We start from the raw sequence: 13,175 nt of genomic DNA, 5'->3' as shown, positions 1-13,175 counted from the left end.
GGGACGGGCCGGGGCGTGCGCATCCGAGTATCCGGCGGCGGCCGGCCCGGAGGCGGGGTCGCCGCGGTGCCGGTGGGCGCTACAGGCGGGTCGCCGTGCGGACCAGCCCGGCGAGTGCGCGGGACCGGCTGTGCGGCGGCCAGGCGATCACTGTCGTCACCGTCGGGGCGTCCAGCACGGGTACGGCGGCGACGGTGCGGGGCAGGCGGGCCCGGCACGAGTCCGGGAGGACGGCCGAGGCCCGACCGAGCCCGATGAGCTGGTAGATCTGCTCGTGGGACTGCATCCGCGGGCCGGTGCCGTGCGGGTCGGAGCCGGGCGGGCGTGGCATCGGCAGGCCCGGCAGTTCGCTCACGTCGGCCATGCGCAGGTGCGCCCGGGAGGCCAGGGGGTGCCCGGCCGGCAGGAGCGCGACCTGACTCTCCGTGTGCAGCTCCTCGGCGTCGAACCCCACCGTCGAGTCGAACGGCCGGTGCAGCAGGGCCACGTCGGCGCGCCCGTCGCGCAGCAGGCGTTCCTGCTCGCCCGGCCCGCACAGGAGCACGTCCACGGTGACCGCGCCCGGTTCGGCGGCGTACGCGTCGAGCAGCTTGGTGAGCAGTTCGCTGGCCGCACCGGCCTTCGTGACCAGGACCAGGCCGGGGTCGCCGGTGGCGGCGAGGGCGGCGCGGCGGGTGCGGCGGTCGGCGGCGTCGACCGCGTCGAGGGCCGCCCGGCCCTCACGCAGCAGCACCGAGCCGGCCTCGGTGAGCGTCACGGCGCGGCTGGTGCGTTCCAGCAGGGTCACGCCGAGCCGCCGTTCGAGCTGCTGGATCGCGCGGGACAGCGGCGGCTGGGCGATCCCGAGCCGCCGCGCGGCCCGCCCGAAGTGCAGTTCCTCGGCGACGGCGACGAAGTACCGCAGCTCCCGCGTCTCCATGCCGCCACGATACGCCGGCACGTCCGGGCCGCATCCATACCCTCCAGGTATCGACGCCCACCCGATCGGTGTTGGCCCCCGCCCGGGGCGCGGACAGGATCGTGACATGACCGAACGGAAGATTGCGCTCGTCACCGGCGCGAACAAGGGAATCGGGTACGAGATCGCGGCGGGTCTGGGCGCCCTCGGCTGGAGCGTCGGTGTCGGCGCCCGGGACGAGCATCGGCGCAACGCCGCCGTGGAGAAGCTGCGCGCCGCCGGCGCCGACGCGTTCGGCGTGCCGCTCGACGTGACCGACGACGCGAGCGTGGCCGCCGCCGCGAGGCTGGTCGACGAGCGCGCCGGGCGCCTCGACGCGCTCGTCAACAACGCCGGCATCACCGGCACGGTTCCGCAGGAACCCACAATGGTGGATCCCGCGGTCGTGCGGACGGTCGTGGAGACCAACGTGATCGGCGTCATCCGCGTCACCAACGCGACGCTGCCGCTGCTGCGCCGTTCGGCGTCGCCACGCATCGTGAACATGTCCAGCGGCGTCGGCTCCCTGACCCGCCAGGCCGCCAGCGCGGACGAGAGCCTGACGGGCCCGGTGGCCGTCGCGTACGCGCCGTCGAAGTCCTTCCTCAACGCCGTCACCATCCAGTACGCCAAGGAGCTACGCGACACGAACATCCTGATCAACGCGGCCTGCCCCGGTTTCACCGCCACGGACCTGAACGGCTTCCGCGGCGTGCGTACGCCCGAGCAGGGCGCGGCGATCGCGATCCGGCTCGCCACCCTGCCCGACGACGGCCCGACCGGCGGCTTCTTCGAGGACGCCGGGGTGGTGCCCTGGTGACGCCCGCGTGCCGTCGCATCGGTCCCGCAGGCCGACCGCGCCCGTAGGCCACCTGGCCGACGATGGTTCGCGGGGCGCTTGCGTGGTGCGACTCAACCGGCCCGAACCCGCGGCGTTGACGCGGGCCGGGCAACGTCCCGGCGGTGGCACTGACCGTGACGTGCGTGAACAGGCGCTGGTCCCCTGTACGTCGACAGGGGACCGGCGCGCGCATGTTCGTCGCCGGCTCAGGCCGAGCGTCCCCGGGTGGTCATCGACGCCGTAGCACGCCTCGACGTGCCGCTGGGCCGCCTGGCCCGGCCCCGGTACGGTCGTCCGCACGTTCCGCCTTTCCCCAGGGAGATTCCGTGCGCGCTCCGATCGTCGTCCTCACCCTCTTCCTCGCCGCGGTCTTCCTGGCCACCGCCGTACCCAAGCTCACCGGGCAGGCGCAGATGCGCGAGCGGATGGCCCACCTCGGCGTCTCGGAGCCGCTCACCCGCGTGGTGGGGATGTTGGAACTGGCGGCGGTCGCCGGCCTGCTGCTCGGGCTGCTGTGGGCGCCGCTGGGCGTCGCGGCGACGGTCGGCCTCACCCTGCAACTGGCCGGCGCGGTGGTCTACCACGCCCGCGCGAAGGACCCGATCGGGATGACCCTGACGCCGGCGGTCTTCGCCGTCGCCACGGTGGCGCTCGCGTACCTGCACGTGCGGCAGGGCTGAGGCGAGCGGCAGCGGCGGCGCACGCACGCCGCGCCGCCGGAGTGCGGGCCGGCGTCAGCCGGTCCGCTCGGCGCGGCGCAGCAGCGCGGCGGCGACCCATCCGCCCACGAAGACCGCCACGGCCCCGACCGTCTGGCCGGTCTCCAGGGCGGACCGGAACGCGGCGGAGACGACGGCGCGCTCCGACTCGCCGCTTGCGGCGGCCAGTGCGGCGGGGAACGATCCGGCGCCGGCCAGCGCGGCGGGCAGCAGGGCGGCGAACCGGGCGTTGAGGACCGCGCCCAGCACGGCGACGCCGAGGGCGCTGCCGACCTCCGTCATCGTGCCGTCCACGCCCGCGCCGGCCCCGGCCTTCTCCGGCGGGATCGCGCTCATCACCGCCTCGACGATGGCCGGGTTGGCCAGGGCGCAGCCGGCACCCATCACCAGCAGGCCCGGCAGCAGCACGTGGTAGCCGTCGGTCGGGGCGTGGGTGATCAGGGCGAGCCCGCCGGCGAGCAGGCTCATGCCGAGGGCGATCGACCAGGCCAGGCCGAGCCGGCGGATCACCCGCGTGGCGACGCCGCCCACGTTGAGCAGCACGATGGAGAGCGCGAACGGCACCATCCGCAGCCCCGCCTCCCAGGCCGGGTAGCCGCGGACGAACTGTAGGTGCTGGGTCAGCAGGAACAGTGCGCCGGTCGCGCCGAAGGTGATCAGGACGACCCCGGACACCGCGCCCACGAAGCGGGGGTTGCGGAAGAAGTGCGGGTCCAGCATGGGGTCGGCGACCCGCCGCTCCCAGGCCACGAAGGCGGCCAGCAGCAGCACCCCGGCGGCACCCGCGCCGAGCACCGGGGCGGCGGACCAGCCGCGCTCCGGGCCGGCGATGATGGCGTAGACGACCCCGGTCAGGCCGGCCGTGGAGAGCAGCACCCCGCCCAGGTCGAGCCGCCCGCCGGCCGGCTGGCGCGACTCCGGCACCAGCAGCCACGCCGCCACCAGGCAGACCAGCACGATCGGCACGTTGACCAGGAAGATCGCCCCCCACGGCAGGTGGGCGAGGACGAACCCGCCGAAGGGCGGGCCGGCCGCGAACCCCAGCGCGCTCGCCGCCGCCCAGACACCGATGGCGCGGGAGCGCTCGGCATGGTCGAAGACCTGCATCGCCACCGCGAGGGTGGCGGTGACCAGCAGTGCCCCGCCGATCCCCATGCCGGCGCGGGCCGCGATCAACTGACCGCCGGACTGGGCCAGCCCGGCCAGCAGCGAGCCGAGCCCGAAGACCACCAGGCCCGTCAGCAGCATCCGGCGGCGACCGTACCGGTCGGCGGCGCTGCCCGCGGTGAGCAGCAGCCCGCACTGGACCAGCGCGTACGCGTTGATCATCCACTGCACGTCCGCGGTGCTCGCGGCCAGCTCCGTCGTGAGCACGGGAATCGCCACGGTCAGCACCGTGTTGTCGAGCACCACGGTGACCTGGGCGAGGCAGAGCACGGCGAGGATCAGCCACCGGCCGCGTACCCGGGTGTCCGCGTCACCGGCGGGCGGCTGGATCGTCGCGGTCGTCATCGGGGCGGGGCGAAGCGGGCGATGGGGTTCGTCAGGGTACCCACCAGTTGCAGCGCGGCCGACGGGTCGGCGAGGTCGACCATCTGCTGGTTGTTGCGCAGTTGGAGCCGGTTGAGGCAGGACAGCGCGAACCGCGGGGCGAACAGGTCGTAGCGGCGCAGCCGCTCGGCGAGGTGCGGGACGCCGCCGGCGTAGTCGGTCGCGCAGTCGGCGACGGTGCGCCAGAAGGTCTCCTCGTCCAGGACCCCCTCGGTGACGAGGATGGCGCTGAGGTAGCGCAGGAACCCGTCGAAGACGTCGGTGAAGATGCAGAGCAGCTTCATGTCCTCCGGCACGTCGGCCCGGATCCGGCGCACCGGCGGCGGCAGGTCGGCGTCCGGGTCCATCACCACGATCTCCTCGGCGATGTCCTTGAAGATCGCCCGCTGGACCGTGTCGCCGGCCAGCACGAGGATGACGTTCTCGCCGTGCGGCATGAAGGCGAGGTCGTGGGCGTAGAAGCTGTGCAGCAGCGGGGTGAGGTAGGCGTCGAGGTAGCGGCGCAGCCACACCTGCGGGTCCAGCCCCGAGCGGGCGATCAGCGCGGCGGCGAACGAGCGGCCGTCGCGGTCGGTGTGCAGCAGGGACGCCATGCTGGCCAGCCGCTCCCCCGGCGCCAGGGCGGGCACCGGGCTCTCCCGCCACAGCGCGGCCAGCATCTTGCGGTACGGGGAGTACCGGTCGGTGGCCGCCTCGTACTCCAGGTGCCGGTACCCGACGGCGGCCCGCTCGCGGATGATCGTCAGCCCGGTGCGCCTGAGGACCTCGTCGCCGTCGACGAGCGCGGCGAGCCAGTCGTTGATGGCCGGGGTGGCCTCCATGTACGCGGCGGAGAGCCCCCGCATGAAGCCCATGTTCAGCACCGACAGCGCCGTCTTGACATAGTGCCGCGACGGGTCGGTGACGTTGAAGAAGGTGCGGATGGACTGCTGGGCGAGGTACTCGTCGCCGCCGGCACCGAGGCACACCAGCCGGCGCTGCGCCACCTCGGCGGCGAAGGTGACGGAGATCTTGTTCCACCACTGCCAGGGGTGCACCGGGATGAGCAGGTAGTCGCCGGGATCGAGGCCGAGGCCGGTCAGGGTGTCGGCGAACCCGGCGAGCGCGTCGTCGCCGAGTTCGGCGCGGACCAACGTGTCGTAGTCGAGGTCGGCGGCGCAGGTGAAGGTGGTGCGGTCGCGGTGCGCGGCCAGCCAGATCAGCCGCACCGGGTTGCCGGCCTCCGGGGCGTACCCGCGGTATTCGTGGACGCCGAAGCCGATGCGGCCGTTGTTGGCGACGAAGCCGGGGTGGCCCTCGGTCATCGCGGTCTCGATGGCCTGGAAGTCCGCGCCGGCGAGGTCGGCGGCGCCGAGCGCCGGCTTGTCCAGCTTGTACGCGGTGCTGGCCAGGGTGGAGCTGATCTCCTCCAGGTAGACGGGGAGGATCTGGTCGGTGAGGCCGAGCGCGCCGCGCAGGTCGAGGCAGAACTCCAGGGCGTCCAGCGGCAGCGCGGTGTCGCCGCGGTGGCGCGTGATGCTGGCGGCGTCGATACGCCAGTGGTCCAGGGCCAGCAGGCTCGCGGTGAACCGGTAGACGACCTCGCCGTCGTCCCCACGGACCTGGTAGCGCCGCTGCCCGGCCGGGACGGACCCGCCGGCGGGACCGGGCTCGTCGGTCGCGACGGGCTCCGGGGCGAGCAGGCGCTCGTGGGCGAACTCGGCCAGCGCCTTGCGGACCAGCAGCCGGTTGGCGTGGGCCCAGTTGGCGGGCGTCAGGTGGGCCACGGATGCGGGCGGGTTCACGCGGGCACGTCTCCTCGGGTTGCGGCGTGGAACTTCTCCCGGGTGCAGACGCTGAGCAGCGCGTCCTTCTCGGGCTTGCGGATCGGGCCGACGACGGTGAAGCCGACGGCCGCGTTGAGCGCGTGCACCGCCGTGTTACGCACGTCCGGCTCCACGACGACCCGGCGGGTGGCCGGGTCGGCGAAGAGCCACGCCATGACGGTGGTGATCACCGCACGGGTGAAGCCGTGCACCGGCACCTCGGCGGGTGCGCAGAGAAAGTGCATGCCGACGTCGCCGACGGCCGCGTCGTACCGGCCGGCGAGTTCGACGTGGGCGGGGTCGTAGCGCTCGGCGAGGAAGGCCGGCCGGCCCTCGTGCAGGCCGAGGAACGCGTCGTGGTGCGGGTGCGCGGCGATGCGCCGGTACTCCTGCGCGACCCGCGCCACGTCGGCGTCGGCCATCAGCCAGAACGCCGCCTTCGGGTGGGTCACCCAGCGGTGCAGCAGCGCGGCGTCGGCGTCCGGATCGAGGGTACGCAGGGCGAACTCGCCCAGCCGGTCGTCCACCCGGCGGTAGCGCACCCCGGTCACGACGCCGCCCCCGCCGGCGCCCCGAACTCCTGGAAGGCGATGCCCTTCTCGATCGGGTAGTGCTCGCGGCCCAGCAGCTCCCGGATGATCCACGAGTTGCGGTACGGGCCCATGCCCAGGTCGGGCGAGGTGACGCTGTGCGTGTGGGTGCCGGCGTTCTGCAGGAAGATGCCCCGCCCCGTGTGGTCGATGCTGTAGTTGCGGGCCACGTCGAAGCGCCCGTGCGCGTCCCAGCGGATCCGGTCGCGCACCGGTTCGAGGAACTCCGGGAACCGGTACTGGTAGCCGGTGGCCAGCACCAGGGCCTGCGTGTCCAGGGTGAAGTCGCGTTCCTGCTCGACGTTGCGCAGGCTCAGCGTGTACGTCCCGGTCCGCTCGTCGTGCTCGGCGCCGGTCAGCTCGGTGTTGGTCAGCAGCCGGGTGCGGGGCGGCCCGGCGATGCTGCGGGCGTAGAGCAGGTCGTAGATCTCGTTGATCAGGTCGGCGTTGATGCCCTTGAACAGCCCCTTCTGCTCGGACTCCAGCCGGTAGCGGGTCTCCTCCGGCAGGGCGTGGAAGTAGTCCGCGTACTCCGGCGAGGTCATCTCCAGGGTCAGCTTGGTGTATTCGAGGGGGAAGAACCGGGGCGAGCGGGTCACCCAGTTGAGCTGGTAGTCGTACGCGTCGAGGTCGCCGAGCAGATCGCGGTAGATCTCGGCGGCGCTCTGCCCGCTGCCGAGCACCGTGATGCTGCGCTTCGCCCGCAACGCCGCCCGGTGCTCCAGGTACCGCGAGGTGTGCAGCACGTCGCCGCCGAGCCCCGCGCAGGCGTCCGGCACGTACGGCGGGGTGCCGGTGCCGAGCACCAGGTGCCGCGCCCGGTAGCTCACCGGCTCCCCGGTCGCCGTCACCGTCGCCCGCACCGTGTAGTGCTCGTCGGCCGGGTCGAACTCGACGGCGGTGACCCGCTGGCCGAACCGGACGCCGCGCAGCCTGGCGGCGGCCCACCGGCAGTAGTCGTCGTACTCGCTGCGCAGGGGGAAGAAGCTCTCCCGGATGTAGAACGGGTACAGCCGCCCCGACTCCTTCAGGTAGTTCAGGAAGGAGTACGGCGAGGTGGGGTCGGCGAGCGTCACCAGGTCGGCGATGAAGGGTGTCTGTAGCCGGGTCGACTCCAGCAACATCCCGGGATGCCAGCTCAGGGTCGGCCGGGCCTCGAGGAAGAGCCCGTCGAGTTCGTCGATGGGCTCGGTCAGGCAGGCCAGACCCAGGTTGTACGGGCCCAGCCCGACGGCGATGAAGTCGTGCGTCGACATGCGGTCATCTCCAGAGGGGGGTGGCTCGTCAGCCGACGGGGCAGGGCAGCGCGGCGGCGGCCCGGGTCTGCGCGTACCAGTCGGCGTGCTCGGCGACGAGGTCGACGACGTGGGCGATGTCGTCCAGCGTGGTCTCGGGGTTGAGCAGGGTGAACTTGAGGTAGTGCGCGCCGTCGACCCGGGTGCCGGCGACGAGACCGGCGCCGGAGGCCGCCAGCGCCTCGCGGGCGTACAGGTTGGCGTCGTCGACGACCTCCCGGCCGGCGGCGGGCGGCAGGTAGCGGAAGACCACGGTGCTCAGTTGCGAGCGGGTCACCACCTCGAAGCGGGAGTCCTCGGTGAGCAACTGCCACGCGGCGGCGGCGCGGTCGAGCACCTCGTCGAAGAGCGCGCCGATGGCGTCCGGCCCCATGATCCGCAGGGTCAGCCAGAGCTTGAGGGCGTCGAAGCGGCGGGTGGTCTGCAGGCTCTTGTCGACCTGGTTGGGGATGCGCTGCTCGACCATCCGCGCCGGGTTCAGGTAGTCGGCGTGCCAGGTGGCGTGCCGCAGCGTGCGCCGGTCGCGCACCAGCAGCGCGCTGGAGCTGACCGGCTGGAAGAACGACTTGTGGTAGTCGACGGTGACCGAGTCGGCCCGCTCGATGCCGTCGAGCAGGTGCCGCCGCGTCGGCGACACCAGCAGCCCGCAGCCGTACGCGGCGTCGACGTGCAGCCAGATGCCGGCGGCCGCGCAGATGTCGGCGATCTGCGGCAGCGGGTCGATGGTGCCGAAGTCGGTGGTGCCGGCGGTGGCGACCACGGCCATCACGATCAGCCCCTCCTCCCGGCACCGGGCGATCTCCCGGGCCAGGTCGGCGGTGCGCATCCGCCGGTCGGCGTCGGTGGGCACGGTGAGCACCGCGTCGGCGCCGAGGCCGAGCAGCTTGGCCGCCTTCTGGACGCTGAAGTGCCCCGCCGACGAGGCGAGGATGCGCAGCCGGGACAGCAGCTCCGGGCGGGACTGCCGCTCCGTCGCCCGCCCGACGAGTCTCGCGCACGTCTCCTCGCGGGCCAGCAGCATCGCCTGCAGGTTGGACTGGGTTCCGCCGCTGGTGAAGACGCCGTCGGCGGCCGGTCCCAGGCCGGTCCGCTCGGCGGTCCAGTCGACGATCCGGCGCTCGATCAGCGTCGCGCCGGCGCTCTGGTCCCAGGTGTCCACCGAGGAGTTCACGGCGCTGAGCACGGTCTCGGCGAGCAGCGCGGGGATCACCACCGGGCAGTTGAGGTGCGCCAGGTAGCGGGGGTGGTGGAAGTAGACGGCGTCGCGCAGGTAGACGTCGTTCAGCTCGTCGAGAGCGGCGCCGCTGTCGCCCAGCGGCCGGTCCAGGTCGATGCCGGCGACGCGTGGCGCCAACTCGTCCGGTGTCACGCCCGTGAACGGCCGGTCGACCTCCGCCACCCGGGCCGCCACCCGGCCTACCCCGTCGGCCAGCACGCGCCGGTAGTCCTCGACCGTGGCGGCGGTGAACAGGTGGGCGCGGGCGCCGTCGCGGGCGGGGGCCGCCCCGGTCGAAGGCACCGGGGCGGGGCATCCGGGCAGGCTCATGCGGGTCCTCAGCGGTCGGTGGCGGACGTGGGCGGGGACGTCGGGGCGTCACCATCCGCCCGCAGTCCGTGATCGAGTCGGCTTAGGTTACCCTAACCTAAGGATCTGTCAACATCGCTGCCCCGGCGGGGATCCGACCACAGTGGCCGGCACCCGACCCGTCGCGCGGGCACCCGGTGCCATGGACCGCGCCGCCCGGGTAGGCTGCCCGAAATTAGGGGAGGGTTGCCTAAGTTGAGATTTCCGTGGCAGGCGGGACGACCGTCCGTGCGGGCGGCGCGACGATGACCGGCATCTATCGCGACAGGTGGGGTGTCCCCCACCTGCGCGCCGGATCCGTCGATGACCTCGCCCGGCTGCAGGGCCGCGTCGCCGCCCTCGACCGGGCCTGGCAGATCGAGGTCGAACGGTGGCGCTCGGAGGGCCGGCTCGCCGCGCACGTCGGCCCCGCTGAGCTGGGCTGGGACGGGTTCGCCCGCCGGGCCCGCCTCGACGACACCGCCCGGCGCTGCTTCGAGCGGCTCGCCCCCGCCACCCGACGCTGGGTCGCCGCCTACGTGGACGGCGTCAACGACGGGCTCGCCGAGGGCGCCGCCGAGGCACCCGAGTTCGCGGCGGCGGGCTGCGCCCCCGGCCGATGGCGACCCTGGTCGCCGCTGGGCGTCTTCCTCGTCCAGCACGTGCTCTTCTCCACCTTCCCCACCAAGCTGTGGCACGCCCACGTCGCCGCCACCCTCGGCCCGGCGGCGACGGACCTTTTCGCCGCCGAGGGCCCCGGTGGCTCGGGCAGCAACGCCTGGGCCGTGCCCGGCGACCCCGGCACCGGGCGCGCGCCGGTCATCGCCGGCGACCCGCACCGCATCCTGGAGCTGCCCGGCATCTACCAGCAGGTGCGCCTCGCCTGCCCCGAGTTCGACGTGGTCGGCTTCGCGTTCCCCGGGGTCCCCGGCCTGCCCCACTTCGGGCACGCCGGCGAGGTCGCCTGGGCCGTCACCAACGCGATGGCCGACTACCAGGACCTCTACCGCGAGGAGTTGCGCCGCGACGGCGAGCGGGTCCTGGTCCGCGAGGCGGACGGCTGGGTGCCGGCGCACCGCCACGTCGAGCGGATCGAGGTCCGCGGCGGCGAGGCGCAGACCGTCGAGGTGATCGAGACGCCGCGCGGCCCGGTCGTCGACCACGACCGGGGTACCGGCGAGGCGATCAGCCTGCGCGTCCCCAGCCGGGTCGAGCAGCGCCTGGGCTTCGACGCGCTGCTGCCGCTGCTGCGGGCCCGCAGCGCCGACGACGTCGCCGAGGCTCTGCGCGACTGGGTCGAGCCGGTCAACAGCGTCCTCGCCGCCGATCGGCGCGGAACGGTCCTGCAGCTCGTCGCCGGGCTCGTCCCGCTGCGCGACGAGCGGTGCCGCCGGGAGCCGGTGCCCGGCGCGGACGCGCGGTACCGGTGGCCGGGCCGCTACGCCGCACCGCGCCGCGCCGTCGTCGACGGGCTCGCGGTCTGCGCCAACGACCGACGCCCCGACGTGACCGACCTCGGCGCCGGCTTCGCCCCGCCGCACCGCGCCCGTCGCATCCGCGCCCTGCTGGCCGACGGGGCCCCGGCCGACGCCGTGCACGTGGACACCCGGCTGGAGACCGGGGCGCTGCGCGGCGTGCTCGACGGCGTCGACCCCGACGGGCTCAGCGAGCCCGCGCGACGCCTGCGTGCCCGGCTGACCGGGTGGGACGGGCACATGCGGGCCGACAGCGCCGACGCCGGTGCCTGGGCCGCCTGGCGCACGGCGTTGACCCGCCGGCTGCACGAGCACCCCTGCCTGCGCCCGCTGCGCGACACCCCGAGCGCGTTCGACGGCCTCTTCGCGCCGTGGACCGACCCGCTGTCACGCATCGGGCACGCCCTGGACGCGGTGGCCACCGGGCTGCACCGCCTCGGCGGCGAGATCGGGCCGGTGGCGGCCGGGGCGCTCGAGGACGTCGCGACCGGCGACCCACCCGGGCGCTGGGGCAGCCGGCACCTGCTGCACCCCGTCCACCTCCGGGTCGCCCCGGCGGTCGACGAGGCGGTGCGGACCATGCGGGAGCGGGTCGCGCTGGCCGGCGACTCCGACTGCGTGCTGGCCACGTCGAGCGTTCCCGGGGTGTCCGACGCGTGCTGGCGGGGCCCGGTGGCCCGCTACGTGTGGGACCTGACCGACCGCGCCGGGAGCCGCTGGATCGTTCCCTTCGGCGCCTCGGGACGCCCCGGCGACGCGCACTTCGACGACCAGCTGCCCCTGTGGGCGGGCGGCGAACTGGTCCCCGTCGTCACCGACTGGCGGGAGCTGACCCGGGAACCACGCGACGCGCCCCCGTGACCCGCACCGGCCGGGCACCCACCACGCGTGGGCGAGGCCCCGCCGGTGCGGCGGGGCCTCGCGTACGGACCGTTCAGGCGGTGGGGAAGTTGTCCGGGGTGCGGATGCGCTCGCGCATCAGCGCGCCCGACCCGGTGAGCACGCCCGGGCCGGTGTACGTGCCGCCGGCGCAGGTGCCCGGCCGCAGCGCGGCGCTGCCCTCGGCCTTGTCCGAGTAGGTCCAGTTGGCATAGCTGATCTTCAACCGGTCCAGCAGGTCGAGCCAGGCGTTGCTGCTGGCGACGTCAACGCCGCCGTCACCGGTGTAGTCCACGGTGCCGAACTCCGTGACGAACAGCGGCAGCCGGGCGGCGGCCCGCTCCACCTCCGCCCGGTAGTTGTCCCGGTGCGACGCGGCGTAGAAGTGGAACGTGTACATGATGTTGGTGGCGTTCACCGGGTTGTTGATGACCTCGTTGGCGTTCGAGCCGTCCGAGACGCCCAGCGAGGACCAGCCGCGGGTGCCGACCACGACCACCGCGTCCGGGTCGTTGGCGCGGATGACCGGGATGACCTGCTCGGCGTAGCTCTTGATGGTCGCCCAGCTCACGCCGTTGGGCTCGTTGGCGATCTCGTAGATGACGTTCTTCTTGGTGGCGTTGCGCGCGGACACGGCGGCGAAGAAGGTCTTGGCCCGCTCGAGGTTGTGCGTCGGGTCGCCCGGCGTCAGGGTGTGGAAGTCGACGAGCGCGTACATGCCGCGCTGCTCGGCCTCGTCGACCAGGGCGTTGACCCGGTTGGTGAACCCGGCCGGGTCGGTCTCGTAGCCGTCCTCCTGCACATACATGGCGATGCGCAGCAGGTCGGCCCGCCAGTCGTCGGCCAGCGCGTCGAGGGAGGCGTCGTTGAGGCAGTTGGCGAACCACTGGATGCCGTGGCTGCTCATGCCGCGTAGCTGGATCGGCCGGCCGTACTGGTTGCAGAGGTTGACCCCGCACACCCGCACCTGGCCGTTGATCGCGACCGGGGTCTGGCCGACGGGCGGTGGGGTGGTGGGCGGTGGGGTGGTGGCCGGCGGGGTCGTGGGCGGCGGCGCGGTGGTCGGGGGCGGCGGGGTCGGCGTGGCCGCGCCGGTGCAGGCGGTGCCGTTGAGGGTGAACGTCGTCGGCGCGGGGTTGGCGCCGATCCAGGTGCCGTTGAACCCGATGCTCGTCGACGCGCCGGTCGCCAGGGCCCCGTTCCAGCTCGCGCTGCGCGCGGTGACGGCGGCGCCGGCCTGGCTCCAGGTGGCCGACCAGCCCTGCCCGACCCGCTGGCCGGCGTCGGGGAAGGTGAAGCCGAGCGTCCATCCGTCGACCGCGTCGCCCAGGTTCTTGATGGTGACGTTGGCGGTGAAGCCGCCGGACCAGCTGTTGGTGGTGTAGGTGACGGCACAGCCGGTGGCGGCCTGCGCGTCGGCGGCCGGGACGGCGGCCGACGCCGCGACGGTCAGCGCGCCGAGCGCGCCGGCCAGGACCAGGGTGCGCCGGGAGGGGCGCGACAGGAACTTCATGCGGGA

Annotated in this window: 10 protein-coding genes; 3 read left to right on the top strand and 7 right to left on the bottom strand. The window is 73.9% G+C overall.

Annotation, left to right across the window (positions count from 1 at the left end; genetic code table 11):
- Positions 1-79: 79 nt before the first annotated feature.
- Positions 80-919, bottom strand: a complete 840-nt coding sequence (locus ACQ452_RS12200; RefSeq protein WP_433393215.1) for a LysR family transcriptional regulator — start codon at positions 917-919, stop codon at positions 80-82.
- Between the two features lie 106 nt (positions 920-1,025).
- Between ACQ452_RS12200 and ACQ452_RS12195 the strand changes: the two genes are divergently transcribed.
- Positions 1,026-1,757 carry an SDR family oxidoreductase gene (locus tag ACQ452_RS12195; protein ID WP_433393214.1) on the top strand — a complete coding sequence of 244 codons (732 nt, stop codon included), beginning with the start codon at positions 1,026-1,028 and terminating at the stop codon, positions 1,755-1,757.
- Positions 1,758-2,104: 347 nt separating this feature from the next.
- The gene (locus tag ACQ452_RS12190; protein WP_433393213.1) at positions 2,105-2,458 is read left to right on the top strand and encodes a DoxX family protein; all 354 of its coding nucleotides are present in this window, start codon (positions 2,105-2,107) and stop codon (positions 2,456-2,458) included.
- Positions 2,459-2,512: 54 nt separating this feature from the next.
- Here ACQ452_RS12190 and ACQ452_RS12185 read toward each other — a convergent pair whose 3' ends face one another.
- Genes ACQ452_RS12185 through ACQ452_RS12165 form a run of 5 tightly spaced genes read right to left on the bottom strand, consistent with a single transcriptional unit; the run spans position 2,513 to position 9,284 of the window.
- On the bottom strand, positions 2,513-4,009 hold the full coding sequence (locus ACQ452_RS12185; RefSeq protein WP_433393212.1) for an MFS transporter: 1,497 nt from the start codon (positions 4,007-4,009) through the stop codon (positions 2,513-2,515).
- Complete coding sequence (locus tag ACQ452_RS12180; protein ID WP_433393211.1) at positions 4,006-5,832, bottom strand: IucA/IucC family protein; 1,827 nt, start codon at positions 5,830-5,832, stop codon at positions 4,006-4,008. The genes ACQ452_RS12185 and ACQ452_RS12180 overlap by 4 nt, the downstream gene beginning before the upstream one ends.
- Entirely contained in the window at positions 5,829-6,395 is a 567-nt protein-coding gene (locus tag ACQ452_RS12175) for a GNAT family N-acetyltransferase (protein ID WP_433394114.1), read from the bottom strand. Before ACQ452_RS12175 ends, ACQ452_RS12180 begins: the two co-directional genes overlap by 4 nt.
- 5 nt (positions 6,396-6,400) lie before the next feature.
- Positions 6,401-7,699, bottom strand: a complete 1,299-nt coding sequence (locus ACQ452_RS12170; RefSeq protein ID WP_433393209.1) for a lysine N(6)-hydroxylase/L-ornithine N(5)-oxygenase family protein — start codon at positions 7,697-7,699, stop codon at positions 6,401-6,403.
- A gap of 28 nt (positions 7,700-7,727) precedes the next feature.
- Positions 7,728-9,284, bottom strand: a complete 1,557-nt coding sequence (locus ACQ452_RS12165; RefSeq protein WP_433393207.1) for a pyridoxal phosphate-dependent decarboxylase family protein — start codon at positions 9,282-9,284, stop codon at positions 7,728-7,730.
- Positions 9,285-9,568: 284 nt separating this feature from the next.
- Between ACQ452_RS12165 and ACQ452_RS12160 the strand changes: the two genes are divergently transcribed.
- Positions 9,569-11,638, top strand: a complete 2,070-nt coding sequence (locus ACQ452_RS12160; RefSeq protein WP_433393205.1) for a penicillin acylase family protein — start codon at positions 9,569-9,571, stop codon at positions 11,636-11,638.
- Positions 11,639-11,711: 73 nt separating this feature from the next.
- Here the strand turns inward: ACQ452_RS12160 and ACQ452_RS12155 are convergent, their stop codons facing one another.
- Positions 11,712-13,169 carry a cellulase family glycosylhydrolase gene (locus ACQ452_RS12155; RefSeq protein ID WP_433393203.1) on the bottom strand — a complete coding sequence of 486 codons (1,458 nt, stop codon included), beginning with the start codon at positions 13,167-13,169 and terminating at the stop codon, positions 11,712-11,714.
- Between the last annotated feature and the right edge of the window lie 6 nt (positions 13,170-13,175).

It is taken from the genome of Micromonospora sp. KLBMP9576, assembly GCF_050941805.1.
Lineage (GTDB): Bacteria > Actinomycetota > Actinomycetes > Mycobacteriales > Micromonosporaceae > Micromonospora.
This window is presented reverse-complemented; position numbering and strand designations above follow the sequence as displayed.